The sequence below is a fragment of the Saccharothrix sabaoui genome, assembly GCF_051756985.1.
Taxonomy (GTDB): domain Bacteria; phylum Actinomycetota; class Actinomycetes; order Mycobacteriales; family Pseudonocardiaceae; genus Actinosynnema.
The window spans coordinates 1-16,228 of record NZ_JBPKJK010000121.1; the positions used below are offsets into that span (position 1 = coordinate 1).

Here is a 16,228-nt window from a genome sequence, read left to right on the forward strand (position 1 = left end):
GTCCGGGCCGGTCTCCGCCGTGGGCGGGCCGCGCGAGGGCGACGAGATCGTCCGCCACGGCCGGATGGGGGCGTTCTCGTTCAACCTGGCCGCCATCAAGAACCACTCGGTGGGCGTCGCCGCGACCGTGCTGCGCCGGGTCGAGTCCTGCTACGAGGAGCACGCCTCCCCGGGCGACGGTGAGGAGGAGGCGTTCGACCGCGCGGTCGTGCTGGAGGTGCGCCGGATGGCGGCCCGCCGCCGCGACGAGCGCGAGCGGACGGCGCTGCTGCTGGAGGACGGCCTCGCCGACCTGGCCCGGGAGGTCGCCCGCGCCGGGCGCCCCGCCCCGCCGGACCGGGCGCTGCGGCACGCCGTGAGCGCGACGGCCGAGGCCAGGCTCAACGACCTGTCCGTGACGCCGCGCGACCTGCGCCGGCTGCTCGGGCTGGACGAACCGGTGCGCTGACGACGGGGTCGCCCGGCTCCGATCCGTGGTGGACGGTCACGCACCGCACTCGTGAAGATGCGGCGACCGCCGCCCGGTTGCCATCCTCGGAGCACGAGCCGAGCGCCACCAGGTGAGAGGACTTCCGTGACCCTTCACGAGATCCCCGGGATCGTGCTGGTCGACCCGGGCACGACGAGCGCGCGCGGCACCTGCGACCGCTCCGGGCGGCCGGTCCCCGGCTCGGTCCTGGTCGTCGAGTCCCTCGGCCCCGAGCTGTACGACGCGATCGTCGCCTCCGCCGCGGTGGTCTGCGCGCGCGGCGGCCGGACGGGTCACATGCAGTCGCTGTGCCGGTCCCGGGGCATCCCCGTGCTGCGCGTCGCCCCCGAGGCGCTGGACCGGCTGACCGGCGAGGTCACCGTCCGCCTGGACCGGGCGTCGGTCGTCCTGGCCGGCACCGTGCCCGCGCCCCGGTCGCCGGAGAGCCCGGTCGGCGCCCTCGACGAGGTCGACTCGATCTGCGTGGTGATCGCCGACGCCACCGACGTGCGCTCCACGAACGCCGTCGCGCGGCGCACCGAGCGCGTGGACCGCTTCTTCATCCGCGAGGAGTTCGCCTGCCTGGCCGCCGACCTGAGCCCGATCGACGCCCTGCGCGCCGGGGTCGTGGCGGCGGAGCGCTACGGCGCGGGCATCGCCGAGCAGCTGTGCTCGATGGTGGGCGAACTGCTCCCCCACCAGGGCCTGGTGATGCGGCTGCTCGACCTGCGCTCCGACGACGCCGCCCAGATCACCACCGGCGTCGAGGTGGACGACGAGCCCAACCCCGAGATGGGCCTGCACGGCGCGCGCTGGCTGCTGGAGGAGCGCCTCTACCCCCACGCGTTCCGCGCGCTGCGCGCCCACCTGCGCCGGCACCTGGGCGCGGAGGCGGCCCGGATCAGCTTCGCGGTGCCGTTCATCAACGACCTGGCCGAGTTCCTGCGCCTGCGCCGCCACCTCGGCCTGACCGACGACACCCCGCTGGGCGTCTTCGTCGAGACCCCCGCGGCCGTGCACTCGGCGGCCGACTTCTGCGCCGCGGGCGCCAGCGAGCTGTTCATCGGCACCAAGGACCTGATCCAGTTCTACCTCGCCGCGGACCGGGGCAACCACCTGGTCGCCTCGGCCTACCAGACCCGCCACCCGGCCGTGCTCGCGGCGCTCGGCCAGGCCGTCGAGGCGGGCCGCCGCACCGGCGTGCCGGTGCACGTGTTCGCACTGGGCGCCGACGTGGACCACTACGTCCGCCACCTGCCCACCCGCAGGCTCATGATGTGCACCGCGGAACTCCAGCGCGCCGCGCACCGACTGGTCGACCCCGTGCCGACCCGCTGACCGGCCCGCCACCGGGCGTCCGCTACTGGACGTCCGTCACGGGGGTCCGTCACGGGGGTCCGCCGGCCCCCTGGTCCATGCCGCCGCGCCCCTCGGGCACGGACTCGTCGGCGCCCTCCGCGGGCGTCCCGTCGTCCGCCGTCGTGCTGTCGTGCTCGTCGCCGAAGTCGGGCTCCAGCTCGCTCTCGGCCGTGACCGGGTCGAGGTCGGCCGGTCGTGGCCGCTCGCCGGGATCGTCGCTCACGTCGGCTCCTCCCTGACGGCACCGCGGGACGACCGGGTACCCGTCGCCCGCGCCGGGAAACGGCGGCGGCTACCGGTCCGCCCACGTGCCCACGGCGTCGAGCAGGCGGGCGATCAGGTCGTCGGGCACGGGCGCGGGTTCGAGCACGCCGCGGTAGAGCAGGGGGCCGATCAGCAGGGCCGGCGCGTCGTCGAGCCCGTCCGCGCGCAGCTCGCCGGCGTCCACCGCCGCCTCCAGCGCCGCGCGCAGCCGACCGCCGACAGCCGCGGCGAGCCGGTCCCGGCGGTCGGTCACCTCCGGGTCCCACACCGCGCCGTGCAGCAGCGAGGTCGTCACGGCGAGCACGTCGGGCAGCGCCAGCTCGTCCGCCAGCACGCGGAGCTGCCGCTCCAGCCACGGCCTGACCGGCACCTCCGGGTCGAGGAAGAACGGCATCCGGACGCCCGCCATCGCGTCGGTCAGCAACTGCTCCGGGCGCGGCCAGTGGCGGTAGACGGTGGCCCGGCCCACCCCGGCGAGGGCGGCGACGCGCTGGTGGGTGACCGCCGCCGGTCCCCCGTCGCGCAGGAGTTCCCGGGCGGCGACCAGGATCGCCTCGCGGCTGCGGGTGACGCGCGGGTCCTCGGTGTCGGCCATGCCGGCATCTTATGAGACAAGTTGACTCACGAGTGCGTGCGATGCCAGACTCCAACTATGAGACAAAATGACTCACAACCTTCCCGCCTCGTCGTCCTCGGCGCCACCGGCGGCACCGGGCGGGCCGTCGTCGAGGTCGCCCTGCGCGCCGGGCACCGCGTCACCGCCGTCACCCGCCGCGCCGACGCCCTGCCGCCCGCTCCCGGGTTGACCGTCGCGGTGGTCCCCGACCTCTCTCACCCCGACCTCTCCCACCCCGGACCGGCCCACCCCCGACCGGCCCGCGGCGACCGCCTCGCCGAGGCCGTCGCGGGCCACGACGCGGTCGTCAGCGCCCTGGGCACCTCCGCGCGCGGACCGGTCACGGTGTGCACCGACGGCGTCCGCGCCGCGCTGCGCGCCATGACCGCGACCGGCGTGCGCCGCCTGGTGGTGGTCAGCGCCCACGGCGCGGCCGAGAGCCGCGACCGCTCCCCCTACTTGCTGGCGCTGTGGGCGTCGGTCGCGCACAAGATGCGCGACAAGGAGTCGATGGAGGCGCTCGTGCGGGCCTCGGACACCAACTGGACCATCGTCCGACCGCCCGCGCTGCGGGACACCCCGCCGACCGGCCGCTACCGCACCGGCACCGACCTGCGCATCCGGCTGACCACGTCCGTGTCCCGCGCCGACCTCGCCGACTTCCTGGTGCGCGAGGCCGTCACGCCCGCGCACCTCCACGCCGCGCCGCGGATCGCCGCGTGAGCGCCGCCGTCCCGGTCGACCTGCGCGGCCGCACCGCCCTCGTCACCGGCGGGACCGGCGGGATGGGCCGGGTCATCACCACCGAGCTGGCCAGGGCGGGCGCGCACGTCGTCACCACCGGTCGCGACCGGGAGCGCGGCGAGGCCCTGGCGCGGCACGTCGCGGAGGAGACCGGCGCCGACCGCGTCGAGGTCCTGACCGGCGACCTCGCCTCCCGCGCGGACGTGCGCCGGCTCGCCGCGGAGTTCGCCGCCCGCCACGACGCCCTGCACCTGCTCGTGAACAACGCGGGCGCGCACTACCGGGAGCGCAGGCTCACCTCGGACGGCGTGGAGGCGCACCTCGCGGTCAACCACCTCGCGGGCTTCACCCTCACCCACCTCCTGGCGGACCGCCTGCTCGCCGCCGGGACCGCCCGCGTGGTCAACGTCGTCTCGGCCGCCATGTCGGACGCCCGCGCCGTGCCGCTGCCCGGCCGCCCCCGCCCCGTCACGCTCGACCTCACCACCGCCACCGACGCCCGCGACCTCAACCCCGCCGACGGCTACGCCCCGTTCGCCGCCTACGCCCGCGCCAAGCTGCTAACCACGACGTGCGGGTACGAGTTCGCCGACCGGTGGCGCGACGCGGGCGTCACGGTCAACTCCGTGCACCCCGGCATCGTCAGCACCGGCCTGGTCGACGACCTCGTGCCCGCCGCCCTCGCCCCGTTCCGGTCGCTGATCCACCGCCGGCTGCTCACCCCGGAACAGGGCGCGGGGGCCGCCCTGCGCCTGGCCGTCGACCCCGCCCTCGCCGGTACCACCGGCCGCTACTACGTCCGCGACCGCGAGGCGCGCTCCCCCGACGCCTCGTACGACCCCGCCACCCGCGCCGCCGCCTGGCGGCTCAGCCTGGCGTGGGCCACCGCGACGGGCTGACCCGTTCTCGCCGGTGCCGGTTCTCGTCGGCGCCCGTTCTCGTCGGCGCCGGTTCTTGTCGGTGCCCCCCGATACCGTGCTCACAAGATCACGCGAGGGGGGAGCGAACCCATGTCCGGCACCACGTACCTGGAGTTGTCCGAGGCGGGCGGCGGCGCGCACAAGTTCTACGAGGTGCGGGTCGACGGCACCGAGGTCACCATCACCTACGGGCGCATCGGGGAGCCGGGGCAGGTCAGGAACGCGTCCTTCGGCGACCACGCCAAGGCCCTCAAGGCCGCCGAGAAGAAGATCGGCGAGAAGGTGCGCAAGGGCTACGCCCCCGCCGTCAGGGGCGTGCGCCAACGCCGGTCGGTGAGCCGGCGGCAGATCGTCAGCACCCGCTCGACCGCCCACCAGGCGCCGGTGCTGTGGCGGTTCGCCTCCGGCGCCCCGGCGTTCGGCATCTTCATCGGCGAGGACCACGCCTGGGTCGGCAACGAGAAGGGCGACGTCTACACCCTCACCCACGACGGCCGGGTCACCGGGCGGTTCGGGCTGCCCGACGCCGTCAAGTGCATCGTGGCCGACGACTTCTGGATCTACGCGGGGTGCGACGACGGCCAGGTGTACGACCTGGGCGCCAAGGTGCCGCGGGTGGCCTACGAGATCGCCGACGACGTCGACATCTACTGGCTCGACATCCACGACGGCGTGCTCGGCGTGTCCGACCGGCAGGGCCGGGTGACCGTGGTGGACCACGAGGACGAGTTCCAGTGGTCGTGCCCGGCCACCGGCGACAGCGCCTGGATGGTCCGCTGCTCGCCGGAGGGCGTCTTCCACGGCCACTCCCGGGGCGTCACCCACTACACCGGCCGCGGCCACCGGGCGTGGCACGCCGACACCGTCGGGGAGGTGCTGTTCGGCTGGCAGGAGCGCACCGAGGTGTTCGCGGGCACCAGCCGGGGCCGGGTGCACCGGTTCGCCAAGTCGGACGGCCGCGAGACCGCCGTCTACCGCTGCGACGCACCGGTGTTCTCCTGCGCCACCTCCCCCGACGGCGAGTTCGTCTTCGCGGGCGACAACCAGTCCTCGGTGTACTGCTTCGCCGCGGATGGGACCCGGCTGTGGAAGCTCGCCACCGGCTGCGGCTCCGCGTTCTCCATGCAGTACCGCGACGAGCGGCTCTACCTGGTGACCACGGACGGCTCGCTGGCCTGCCTGGACGCGAGCACGTCCGCCGTGCGCGCCGCCGAGCAGGGGGAACTGCCGCAGCGCCGGGACATCAAGGCCGGCGCCATCGACCGCGTCGAGGCGACCGCCGAGGTCGAGGTCGTCTCGCACGCCGCCCCGGGCGAGGGCGTCGTCGTCGAGTGCGTGCGGGAGGGCGGCCGGGTCAGGGTGCACGTCGTCTCCGAGGGCTACGACCGCACGTGGGGCGTGCAGTTCCCCAAGAACATCCGCGTGCCGGGGGCCCGCTACCTGGTCACCGAGGTCGTCACCTCGACCGGCGGCTCGTTCTACCGCACGCGCGGCGAGATCAAGCGCCTGCGCTGACCCCCGGACCGGGCCGTGCGGCCGGTCCGCGGGACGACGGCGCGGGTGCGCCGGGCGTGCCCCTCGCAAGGGCCACGCCCGGCACCGGGCACACCTACCGGGTGCTGAACAGCCTGACCCGCAGGGACGTGCCGGACTGCGAGAGCACGCGCAGCCCCACCCCCACCGCCGGCAGCTTCACGCCCGTGGTGGGCGTCTCCGGGTACCAGTGCTGCTTGGTGTCGTCGAACACCGGCTTCGCCGGCTGCCCGCGCACGTACGACGCCTTGCCGTTGACGTGCAGGGTGAACGAGTCGGACTTCTGCAACCCGAACGGCGCGTCGTACCCGCCGACGGTGGGCGCCCACGCCGACCCGTCGAGGTGGTAGATGGGCGCGGGGTTGGCGTCGACCGGCAGGATCAGGCCCTCACCGGGGTGCTCGCTGGTGTTGTTGTCCAGGTGGCTGGTGTCCCACAGCGACACCAGCAGGCCGTCCTGGTACGGGAAGTGCTCCACCCACCTCGGCCGGTCCGGGAAGCTGTAGCGGTACGGGCCGGTGCGGTTGTACCCGCCGTAGGACTCGTAGGTGCGGTGGGACGCGACGTAGAACTGGTCGAACGCCTTCGTCTCGGTACCGGCCGTGCTGCGGAAGCCCTTGAGCGCCCAGCCGGTCCCGGTCTCCGCGCCGTCCTCCAGCACCGGCGCGCCGTCCGCCGTGACCGCGACGGCGTCGGCGAAGAACCCCTGCAACGCCAGGCCGCCGTCCGTGCGGTAGGCGAAGCGGATCTTCGTGCTCGTGCCCGCGTAGGCGTCCAGCGGCACCCGGACGTCCACCCAGCGGTTGCCCGAGGAGCCGCTGATGGCGGGCGCGTCGCCGGAGTCGCGGAGGAACGGGCGGCCGTCGACCGTGCCGTCCAGCTGGGTCCAGCTGCCGTCCGGGTTCGCCGCCTCCACGTAGACGTAGTCGAAGTCCTCCTCGACGTCGAAGCGCGCCTTGAGGGTCAGCTCCGCGCCGGCCCTGCCGGTGAGGTCCACCGCCCGGGTCATCGTGTTGTCCAGGTCGTTGCCCCGGTCGCTCCACCACATCCGCGTCCCGGCGAACGGGTCGCCGTAGCGGAACGTCTTCGCCACGTCGGGCAGCACGACCACCAGGCCCTGCGCCTTGGCGGTGTTGTACTCGTGCGGCCCGAGGTCGACCATGCGCTCCTGGCCCGCGACCGCCACCTCGTAGTCCAGCCACCCCAGTTGCAGCTTGTCCCACGCGGACAGCTCGTTGGCCCGCGTGCCCGGCGGCTCGCCCGGCTCGCCGACCCGCGTCTGCCCCATCAGCGACCACCAGTTGACGCCGTTCGTGCCGCCGCCGCTGGTGTCGTAGTGGTCGGGCAGGCCGAGGTCGTGGCCGTACTCGTGCGCGAACACGCTGACGCCGCCGTTCTCCGGCTGCATCGTGTAGTCGCCGACCCACAGGCCCGTGTCGCCGATCGGCGCGCCGCCCAGCTTGTTGCCGGCGGGACCGGTGTTGTAGTTCTTGAACGCGTAGCCCCGGTGGCTCCAGATGGCGTCCTCGCCCTGCCACGGGTCGCGGTCGGCCTGGTCGCCGCCCGCGTGCACGACCTGGAAGTGGTCGAGGTAGCCGTCGGGCTCGTTGAACTCGCCGTCGCCGTCGTGGTCGTAGCGGTCCCACTCGTCGAACGCGGCCAGCTCGGCCCGGACCTGCTCGGTCGTGCGGCCCGCGGCCAGCTGGTCGGCGACCCACCTCGTGACCGCGTCGCGGACCAGCTCGTAGCTGTTGTCGCACACGCTGCCCGAGCACGGGTAGCCGTTGGACCGGCCGTAGCGGGCCTCGTTGTAGCGGACGCGCACCCAGTCGGTGACCGTGCCGGACACGCTGTAGCGGCCGGAGGACTGCCGGTCGTAGTAGTTCGCGACCGAGTTGGCGTCCGGCGCGGTGGAGAAGTACAGGTCCTGGAAGTGGTCCCGGTCGAAGTCCGGTTGCCAGATGGTCGTGTTGTCCACGGCCCGGTTCGGCTGCGGGATCTCGTTGTGCCGGGGGCCGTCGAACCGCTGGGGCCCCGGCGTGTTCGGCGCGGTGTCCCGGTCGGGGTAGTCCGGGTGGCGCTCGTCGCCGAACTCGGCGAGCACGACGAAGATCCTGTCGACCTTCTCCCGCTCCAGCTCGACGTACTGGTCGACCTCGGTCCGCGCGCCCACCCGGTCCTTGCGGCCGAGCTTGACGACGGTGCTGGCGCCGCGCTTCTCCGCGGTCGCCTCGCCGGTCAGCACCTTGGCCAGCGCCTCCTGCCGCAACGCCCGCCGCTTGTCCTCCAACGGGTTCGGCAGCTCGTCGGTCTGCTGCGGCACCGCCTCGGCGGCCCCGGGGGCGGTGGTCCCCGGGGCCGCCGCGGCGACGGTGGGCGCGGTCGCGGCGCCCCCGGCGATCAGCGCGGCCGCGGCCGCGCCGGCTAAGAGTCTTCGCACGAGGTCTTCCCCTCACTGGTGGGTCGAGACGTTCGTGCGGGACGTTACGTAGCCGCCCGCCCGAGCGGCACAGCCGGAAGTCGGGGGCGAACAGACCAGTGCGGTACGCCGGTCACCGGCTCGGCGGGGTCACCGGGCCGGCGGGATCACCGGCTCGGCGGGGTCACCAGGCCAGCGGCAGGCCCGCGATGAACGTGCCCAGCCGCTCGGCGATGAGCTGGTGGTCACGGGCGGACGGGTGCCAGTGGCAGCCCAGGTTGTCCAGGCCGGAGTTGTCCTGGTACCAGTACCGGACCCGGTCGTCGCCCCGGCTGTTGCGCTCGGCCACGACCTGCCGGGCGCTGTCGACGAAGGCGGTGCTGCCCTGGGTGGCGATGACCACGATGGTGGTGCCGGCGCCGTAGCGGGCGCGCAGCTTGTCCAGGAAGCCGTGGTAGGCGGCCCGGTAGTCGGCGACCAGCGCCTCGGGCGTCGCCCAGGGCTCGCCGGGGTTGAGGGCGGTGGAGAAGTCGTTGATGCCCAGGCCGACGACGACCAGCTGCGGGTTCCAGGTCGCGGGCTTGCGCCACACGTCGCCGTCCACGGCGAGCAGGGCCCGGTCGTAGTAGGTGCGGTAGCTGGTGCCGGGTTCGCCGCCGTTGTAGTTGCGCACCACGCCGCGCCCGGAGAAGGCGTTGACCTGGTAGTCCGCGCCCAGCCGGCGGGCGGTCAGCGCGCTGAACGCCACGTCGGCGTTGGTGGTGCGGTTGACCTGGTCGCCGGTGCAGTCGCGGGTGGTGGACAGGTTGCCGTAGCCGGCGGTGTGGGAGTCACCGATGAACTCGACCTGCCTGCCGCGGGCGGCGGGCTTGGCCAGGACCGCGCCGCCGGGTGCCGCGACGAGGCCGCCGAACGCGCTGGTCGCCCACGGGCTCTCGTTGCGCTTGACCAGGCGGACGGTGTGCTCGGCGTCGGTCAGGCCGGTGACCCAGTGCGTGCCGGCGGCCGGGTTCACCAGGGTGGCGGCGGTGCGGCCGTCGACCTGGACGTCGTAGTCGGCGGCGGGGTCGTCGAGGACGACGCCGATCCCGGTGCCGCGGAACCGGCCCTCGAAGTAGGTGCCGGGCCAGCTGAACCGCACGGCGTCGCCCCCGTCCTGGACCCGGCCGGGGGTGGCGACCTGGTCGAGGACGGCGGTGCCGCCGCCGGGTTGGCCGGTGCAGGCGACGCCGTTGAGGGTGAACCCCGCCGCGACGGGGTTGGCGCCGGTGGCCGAGCCGACGAAGCCGATCGAGGTGGACGCGCCGGTCGCCAGGGCGCCGTTCCAGGCCGCGCTCGCGGCCGTGACGCGGGAGCCCGCCTGGCTCCACGTGGCGCTCCAGCCCTGGACGACCCGCTGCCCGGCGTCGGGGAAGTCGAAGCCGAGCGACCAGCGGGTCACGGCGTCACCCAGGTTGGTGATCCTCACGCTCCCCTGGAACCCGCCGTGCCACTGGCTGGTCACCGCGTAGTCGACGCGGCAACCGGGTGCGGCGGACGCGGGCGGCGACAGGGCCGTGGTGCAGGCGATCACCGCCGCGCCTGCGGCGAGCATCGCGATGGGGCGCTTCATCGGGCCTCCTGGGTCTCGTGCCGGGGCGGGAACCGCCCCATTCCACCTGGGAGCGCTCCCAGGCCCCTGGAACCGTGGGAGCCGAGCACCGCGCCAGTCAACGGGACGGCCCGGGGATTCACCCGGGCGGCGGACAACGACGTCTCAGATGGGGCGCGCCGTCGGGGCAGGTCGGCTCACCGCCCGTCGAGCCTGGGCGCGTCGTCCACGCGCAGGGTGAACAGGTCGGGCCGCGAGTAGTGGCCGACGACGTCGAGGTCGAAGCGGGCGCGGGCCAGGTCGCGCAGGTCCAGCTCCGCGGTCAGCACGCCCTCGGTGCCGCGCAGCGGGCCGGCGAGGACGTCGCCGAGCGGGGACACGATGACGCTGCCGCCGTCGATCAGGACCGTGCCCGGGTCGTCGCCCTGCACGGGGCGCACGTCGGCCGGCAGGTCCGAGCGCAGCAGGTACTGGCTCGCGCCGAGCACGAAGCAGCGCCCCTCCAGCGCGACGTGCCGCATGGTGGCCTGCCAGCCGTCGCGGTCGTCCACCGTGGGCGCGCACCACAGGTCGACGCCCTTGGCGTACATCGCGGCGCGGAACAGCGGCATGTAGTTCTCCCAGCAGATCGCCGCACCGAGCCGCGCCGCGCCGGCGGTGACGACGGGCATGGTCGAGCCGTCGCCCTGGCCCCAGATCAGGCGTTCGGCGGCGGTCGGCGCGACCTTGCGGTGCAGGCCCAGGTAGCCGGTGGGGCCGAAGAACAGCGCGACGCAGTACAGCGTGGACCCGTGCCGCTCGATCGCGCCGACCACGGCGTGCACACCGAGGTCGCGGGTCAGCTCGCCCAACGCCCGCGTCTCCGGTCCCGGCGCGGTGATCGCGGAGTCGTGGTAGCGGCGGAACAGCTCGCGCCCCTCCGGCGTCCGGCTGCCGACGGTCACCCCGAAGTCCAGGCCCTTGGGGTAGCCGCCGAGGAACGCCTCCGGCAGCACGACCACGTCCGCGCCCCGACCGGCGGCCTCCCGCACCAGGTCCACGGCCTTCGCCAAGGTGGCGGGTGTGTCGAACAGGCGCGCACCGGCCTGCACGACGGCCGCCGTCACGCGGTTCTCGTCGATGCCCATGGCGTGCACGGTAGGCGGGCGGCCGGTGATCTTCGAGGTGTGCGCGCGACCGCCGCCTGCCGGGCCTGACCCACCGGCCGGGCGACGAACCGCCCGGTGACGGGCGGCCCGACGACGTCGACCGGCTCGTGCTCCGGCACCTGGCGGGCGACACGCAGCCGGCGTTCCAGCGGGTGCCCGAGCTGCCGGCGACGACCCGGACGAGCCGCTCCGCGTCTACGCCGACCCCGCCGGCCACCCGTTCTGCGTCTTCGTCACCTGACCTCGGCGAACAGGCCGCGCGCGGTCGCGGTGAACCCGGTCTGGTCGACGCGGCCGTCGCCGTCGACACCCGTCCCGGCGAACGCGGCCTCGGCGGCGCGCTCCGCGTCGACGACCCGCCCCGCCCGGTACAGCTCCACCAGTTCGCCCTGGTCGACGCGGCCGTCCCCGTCGCGGTCGGCCACGGCGAACAGCCGGTCGGAGACGACCGTCCACAGGTCCGCCACGGTCTCGGCGGACAGCCGCCGCGACCGGTGCGCCCGCTCGAACTCGTCCTTCGTCACGACCCCGTCCCGGTTGACGTCCGCGGCGCCGCAGACGTACTCCCAGACCTGCTCGTAGGCCGTCACGAGGCCGCGGACCTCGGCCGAGTCGGGGCTGCGGCCGAACCCCTCGCCGATGCAGGCGGCCTCCGCCTCGAAGTCGGTCCACCGGAGGCGCCCGCCGCCGTTCACGTCGAAGACCGCGAAAGCGCGGTCCACTTTCCCGGTCGGCACCTGTTCCGCCACGCCACGCCCCGTTCACCGGTCGGTCCCCAGCAACGGCGAAGCGTAACCGCGAGCGGGGCCGCGCAGCATCACCGGACCGGGTTGATCCCATCACCCGGAACGGTGGCGCGCCCGATCCGAGTCCACGGGCACCCGGCCACATCGGACCGGCGCCTGCGGGGATAAACTGCCGTTCGTGCCGAACCTGCGGATCAGCGAGGCAGCCGCGCTGCTGGGCGTGAGCGACGACACCGTGCGCCGGTGGATCGACCAGGGGCGGCTGGCCGCCGTGCAGCTGGACAACGGCCGCAAGGGCGTCGAGGGACGCGAGCTGGCCGCGTTCGCGCAGCGGATCTCCGAGGCCGCCGAACCCGGCACCACGGTCGCCGCGTCCGCCCGCAACCGGATGCGCGGCATCGTCACCCGCGTGGTCAAGGACGGGGTGATGGCGCAGGTCGAGATGCAGGCGGGGCCGTTCCGGGTGGTGTCGCTGATGAGCCGCGAGTCGGCCGACGAACTGGGCCTGGAGGTCGGCACGGTCGCGGTCGCCTCCATCAAGTCCACGCACGTCGTCGTCGAGATCCCGGAGGGCTGACGCCGTGCGCCGAGCGCTCACCACCCCGGCCGCGTGCGCGCTGGCCGCGGCCGTGCTGGCGGCCTGCGGCGGCGAACCCGCCGCGACCGGTCCCGGCGGGCGGATCACCGTGTTCGCCGCCTCGTCCCTGACCGAGACCTTCACGCGGCTGGGCGAGGACTTCGAGGCCGTCAACCCGGGCGCGGAGGTGGTGTTCAACTTCGCGGGCAGCTCCGCGCTGGCCCAGCAGATCGACCAGGGCGCGCCGGCCGACGTGTTCGCCGCCGCGTCCCCGGCCACCATGGAGCAGGTCCGCGAGTCCGGCGCAGTCACCGCCACGCCCACCACGTTCGCGCGCAACACGCTCCGCATCGCCGTGCCGAGGGGCAACCCCGGCGGCGTCACCGGCCTGGCCGACTTCGCCGACCCCGACGCCACGATCGCCCTGTGCGCGGAGCAGGTCCCGTGCGGCGCGGCGGCGAAGGAGGCGTTCGACGCCGCCGGCGTCACACCGCGCCCCGACACGCTGGAGCAGGACGTCAAGGCCGTGCTGACCAAGGTCCGGCTCGGCGAGGTCGACGCCGCCCTGGTCTACGCCACCGACGTGGGGGCCGCCGGCGACGAGGTCGAGGGCATCGGGTTCCCCGAGGCGGAGGAGGCGGTCAACGAGTACCCGATCGCCACGCTCGCCACGGCGCCCAACGCCGCCGGCGCCCGGGCGTTCGTCAACCACGTCCTGTCCGCGGAGGGCCGCGCGGTGCTCGCCGCGGCCGGGTTCGCCGCGCCGTGACCCGCACCCGCGCGCGGGCGGCGCGCGGCGGGCTGCCGCCGGTGCTCGTGCTGCCCGCCCTGCTGGGCCTGGCGTTCCTGCTCGTCCCCTTCGCCGGGCTGCTGCTGCGCGCGCCGTGGCGCACCCTGCCCGCCCAGCTGCTCAGCCCCGAGGTCGGCGAGGCCCTGCGGTTGTCGCTGCTGTGCGCGTCGCTGGCCACGGTGGTCTGCGTCGTGCTGGGCGTGCCGCTGGCCTGGGTGCTGGCCCGCGCCGACCTGCCCGGCCGGGGGTTCCTGCGCGCCCTGGTGACCGTGCCCCTGGTGCTGCCGCCGGTGGTGGGCGGCGTGGCGCTGCTGTTCGTGCTCGGCCGGCGCGGCGTGGTCGGCCAGCACCTCGACGCCTGGTTCGGCGTCTCGCTGCCCTTCACCACCGCGGGCGTGGTGGTGGCCGAGGCGTTCGTCGCCATGCCGTTCCTGGTCATCTCCGTGGAGGGCGCGCTGCGCGCCGCCGACCCGCGCTACGAGGAGGCCGCCGCCACCCTCGGCGCGTCGCGCCGGCACGCGTTCCGCCGCGTCACGCTGCCCTCGATCCTGCCCGGCCTGGTCGCGGGCACGGTGCTGTGCTGGGCGCGGGCGCTGGGCGAGTTCGGCGCGACCATCACCTTCGCGGGCAACTTCCCCGGCGAGACCACCACCATGCCGCTGGCCGTGTACCTGGCCCTGGAGACCGACCCGGACGCCGCGATCGCGCTCAGCGTCGTGCTGCTGCTCGTCTCGGTCGCGGTGCTCGCCTGCCTGCGCGACCGCTGGGTCAGGGGCGCCTCGTGACCCTCGATGCCCACCTGCGGGCCACCCGCGGCGCGTTCGACCTCGACCTGGACCTCACCGTCGCGCCCGGCGAGGTGGTCGCCCTGCTCGGCCCCAACGGGGCGGGCAAGTCCACCGCCCTGCGCGCCCTGGCGGGCCTGCTCCCCCTCACCGGCGGCCACCTGCGCCTCGACGGGCGCGCCTGGGACGAGCCGCCGCGCGCGTTCGTGCCGCCCGAGCACCGCACGACCGGCGTGGTGTTCCAGGACTACCTGCTGTTCGACCACCTCACCGCGCTGGAGAACGTCGCCTTCGGCCCCCGCGCCCGGGGCGCCCGCAAGGCCGACGCCCGCGCCACCGCGCTCGGCTGGCTCGACCGCGTGGGCCTCGCCGACCTCGCCCGGGCCAGGCCCCGCGCCCTGTCCGGTGGCCAGGCCCAGCGCGTCGCCCTCGCCCGGGCCCTGGCCACCGACCCCGACGTGCTCCTGCTCGACGAGCCCCTGGCCGCCCTCGACGCCGCCACCCGGCTGGTCACCCGCGCCGAGCTGGGCCGCCACCTCGACCGGTTCGCGGGCCGCACCGTCCTGGTCACCCACGACCCGGTCGACGCCATGGTGCTGGCGGACCGCCTGGTCGTCCTCGAACACGGCCGGGTCGTGCAGCGGGGCACGCCCGTCGACGTGGCCCGGCACCCCCGGACCCCCTACGTGGCCGACCTGGTCGGGCTCAACCTCTACCGGGGCACCGCCGACGGCACGGCGGTCGACCTCGTCGGCGGCGGGCGCCTCACCCTCGCCCACCCCGCGCGCGGTCAGGTGCTGGTCACCTTCGCCCCGGGCGCCGTCACCCTGCACGCCGCCCGCCCGGCGCACGACCCCGTCAACACCTGGCAGGTCACCGTCGCGGGCGTGGAGCAGCACGCGCACACCAGCCGCGCCCGCCTGGACGGCGCGCCACCGGCGCTCGCCGACGTGAGCACCGCGACCGTCGCCGAACTGCGGCTGCGCCCCGGTGACCGGCTCTGGGCCGCGGTCGAGCCGGGGGAGACCCGCGCCTACCCGGCCTGACCGGGTGGTGCGGCGCCCGGGCGGTCGGGCGCCGCACCCGGCGATCAGTGCGTGACCTGCCAGTGGCTGTTCGCCGTCTGGAGCGTGAAGGACAGGCCGTAGCAGCCGAAGTCGGTGCTGTTGACGCTGCCGGGCGGCGTGACCGACGAGTTGCTCGTGGTCAGCGCGCTCCACGTGCCGCCGACCTTGATCTGCATGTTGGCCGCGTGGTACTGGGTGCCGTAGGTCTCGGTGCAGTAGTGGCCCTGCCCCGTGGCGGCGTTGTACTCGGTGTAGACCTCGAACATGTTCCAGCCGCCGTGCGTCTCGCTCAGCTTGGCGGTGTCGGCGCTGGTGAACAGCGCGTCCCAGGACGAGGTCGTGTAGTTGTAGAGGTAGGCGGTCCACGAGTTGGTCACCGCGTTGGTCTGCACGTCGAGCACCGTGTAGGCGGGCAGGCCCTGGAACGGCGTGGTGTACGTGCTGGTGAAGCCGGAGTTGATCCAGGCGACCGCGGCGAAGCCGGGCGAGGCGGCGCACCAGTCCCACGCGCCGACGCCGTTGCCGCCCTGCCAGTAGAACGTGGTCACCTCGATGCAGGACTTCCCGCTCGGGACCAGCGTCGGGGCGTACACCACGTCGGGGTTGCCCGCCGGGATGCTGATGCCCGGGTTGACGGTGTGGGTGGCCTGCGCCCCGTCGGACGAGACGTTCGGGAACGCGCCCCAGACGACGTGCAGCGAACCGCTCCACGGCGTGATGGTCGAGGCGTCGGCGCCACCGCTCGGCACGAGGGCCCGGGACTCGCCGCGCTGGAGCACCTTCTCGCTGACCACCGGACCGGCCGCGGCCCGCGCGGCGTCACCGCGCAGCGCGGGCACGGCCCGGCCGCTGACCGGCGAGTCCGGCGACGGGGCCGCGACGACCGGTTCGTCCACTGTGGACGCGGAGGCGGGGTGGACCGGCGCGAGCAGCGCGCCGGCGGCGAGCAGCGCGACGGCTGCCCGGCGCAACAGGGGTGTTGCGGACGACATGGCCACGGTTTCCCTCTCATAAGGAGAACTGGCTCACCGCAGCAAGAAGCACGCGAGTGACGCACGTAAGTGCCCCCCAGGACACTGCGGTAACCGAAGCCTGCCGGGCCACCCGTGACCGCGGCTAGAGGTCAATCGGCCGCTTGTGACGGGCCGCCGCGGCACCGCGTCCGTACATGAGGGTGAACCTGGGGCACACCCCTCGCCA

General features: G+C 74.7%; 15 protein-coding genes and 2 pseudogenes. 10 read left to right on the top strand and 7 right to left on the bottom strand.

Annotated features, from left to right (window positions below; all coding sequences use genetic code 11):
• Positions 1-448, top strand: a pseudogene (locus tag ACR807_RS29745) (FAD/NAD(P)-binding protein); the annotation flags it as partial.
• Positions 449-574: 126 nt separating this feature from the next.
• The gene (locus ACR807_RS29750) at positions 575-1,807 is read left to right on the top strand and encodes a putative PEP-binding protein (protein WP_438924762.1); all 1,233 of its coding nucleotides are present in this window, start codon (positions 575-577) and stop codon (positions 1,805-1,807) included.
• 49 nt (positions 1,808-1,856) lie between these two features.
• Here ACR807_RS29750 and ACR807_RS29755 read toward each other — a convergent pair whose 3' ends face one another.
• Both ACR807_RS29755 and ACR807_RS29760 read right to left on the bottom strand, forming a co-directional pair.
• A complete protein-coding gene (locus ACR807_RS29755) occupies positions 1,857-2,051 on the bottom strand; it encodes a hypothetical protein (RefSeq protein ID WP_438924763.1) in 195 nt (64 codons plus the stop codon).
• 69 nt (positions 2,052-2,120) lie between these two features.
• Positions 2,121-2,687, bottom strand: a complete 567-nt coding sequence (locus tag ACR807_RS29760; protein ID WP_438924764.1) for a TetR/AcrR family transcriptional regulator — start codon at positions 2,685-2,687, stop codon at positions 2,121-2,123.
• Between the two features lie 57 nt (positions 2,688-2,744).
• Here ACR807_RS29760 and ACR807_RS29765 point away from each other — a divergent pair, with 57 nt between their 5' ends.
• From ACR807_RS29765 to ACR807_RS29775, 3 genes are all read left to right on the top strand, one after another.
• Complete coding sequence (locus ACR807_RS29765) at positions 2,745-3,431, top strand: NAD(P)-dependent oxidoreductase (protein WP_438924765.1); 687 nt, start codon at positions 2,745-2,747, stop codon at positions 3,429-3,431.
• The gene (locus ACR807_RS29770; RefSeq protein ID WP_438924766.1) at positions 3,428-4,351 is read left to right on the top strand and encodes an SDR family NAD(P)-dependent oxidoreductase; all 924 of its coding nucleotides are present in this window, start codon (positions 3,428-3,430) and stop codon (positions 4,349-4,351) included. Before ACR807_RS29765 ends, ACR807_RS29770 begins: the two co-directional genes overlap by 4 nt.
• Positions 4,352-4,462: 111 nt before the next feature.
• Complete coding sequence (locus ACR807_RS29775; protein WP_438924767.1) at positions 4,463-5,887, top strand: WGR domain-containing protein; 1,425 nt, start codon at positions 4,463-4,465, stop codon at positions 5,885-5,887.
• A gap of 94 nt (positions 5,888-5,981) precedes the next feature.
• On the opposite strand, the gene ACR807_RS29780 is transcribed toward ACR807_RS29775, so the two are convergent.
• From ACR807_RS29780 to ACR807_RS29790, 3 genes are all read right to left on the bottom strand, one after another.
• Positions 5,982-8,345 carry an immune inhibitor A domain-containing protein gene (locus ACR807_RS29780; RefSeq protein WP_438924768.1) on the bottom strand — a complete coding sequence of 788 codons (2,364 nt, stop codon included), beginning with the start codon at positions 8,343-8,345 and terminating at the stop codon, positions 5,982-5,984.
• A 163-nt stretch (positions 8,346-8,508) separates the two neighbouring features.
• Positions 8,509-9,936, bottom strand: coding sequence for a cellulose binding domain-containing protein (locus ACR807_RS29785; protein ID WP_438924769.1), 1,428 nt, complete (start codon positions 9,934-9,936; stop codon positions 8,509-8,511).
• A gap of 176 nt (positions 9,937-10,112) precedes the next feature.
• Positions 10,113-11,042 carry a carbon-nitrogen hydrolase family protein gene (locus ACR807_RS29790; protein WP_438924770.1) on the bottom strand — a complete coding sequence of 310 codons (930 nt, stop codon included), beginning with the start codon at positions 11,040-11,042 and terminating at the stop codon, positions 10,113-10,115.
• 199 nt (positions 11,043-11,241) lie between these two features.
• Between ACR807_RS29790 and ACR807_RS29795 the strand changes: the two are divergent.
• Positions 11,242-11,304 (top strand): annotated as a pseudogene (locus ACR807_RS29795) (VOC family protein); the annotation flags it as partial.
• Here the strand turns inward: ACR807_RS29795 and ACR807_RS29800 are convergent.
• Positions 11,297-11,812, bottom strand: a complete 516-nt coding sequence (locus ACR807_RS29800) for an EF-hand domain-containing protein (protein ID WP_438924771.1) — start codon at positions 11,810-11,812, stop codon at positions 11,297-11,299. The pseudogene ACR807_RS29795 and the gene ACR807_RS29800 sit on opposite strands and share 8 nt — an antisense overlap.
• Positions 11,813-11,987: 175 nt before the next feature.
• Between ACR807_RS29800 and ACR807_RS29805 the strand changes: the two genes are divergently transcribed.
• The 4 genes from ACR807_RS29805 to ACR807_RS29820 are packed head-to-tail and all read left to right on the top strand — an operon-like array spanning position 11,988 to position 15,007.
• A complete protein-coding gene (locus ACR807_RS29805) occupies positions 11,988-12,386 on the top strand; it encodes a TOBE domain-containing protein (RefSeq protein ID WP_438924772.1) in 399 nt (132 codons plus the stop codon).
• Positions 12,387-12,390: 4 nt separating this feature from the next.
• A complete protein-coding gene (gene modA / locus ACR807_RS29810; RefSeq protein WP_438924773.1) occupies positions 12,391-13,155 on the top strand; it encodes a molybdate ABC transporter substrate-binding protein in 765 nt (254 codons plus the stop codon).
• Positions 13,152-13,961, top strand: coding sequence for a molybdate ABC transporter permease subunit (gene modB / locus ACR807_RS29815; RefSeq protein WP_438924774.1), 810 nt, complete (start codon positions 13,152-13,154; stop codon positions 13,959-13,961). Before modA ends, modB begins: the two co-directional genes overlap by 4 nt.
• Positions 13,958-15,007, top strand: a complete 1,050-nt coding sequence (locus ACR807_RS29820; protein ID WP_438924775.1) for an ABC transporter ATP-binding protein — start codon at positions 13,958-13,960, stop codon at positions 15,005-15,007. Before modB ends, ACR807_RS29820 begins: the two co-directional genes overlap by 4 nt.
• Before the next feature lie 44 nt (positions 15,008-15,051).
• On the opposite strand, the gene ACR807_RS29825 is transcribed toward ACR807_RS29820, so the two are convergent.
• The gene (locus tag ACR807_RS29825) at positions 15,052-16,020 is read right to left on the bottom strand and encodes a carbohydrate-binding protein (protein ID WP_438924776.1); all 969 of its coding nucleotides are present in this window, start codon (positions 16,018-16,020) and stop codon (positions 15,052-15,054) included.
• Positions 16,021-16,228: the final 208 nt, after the last annotated feature.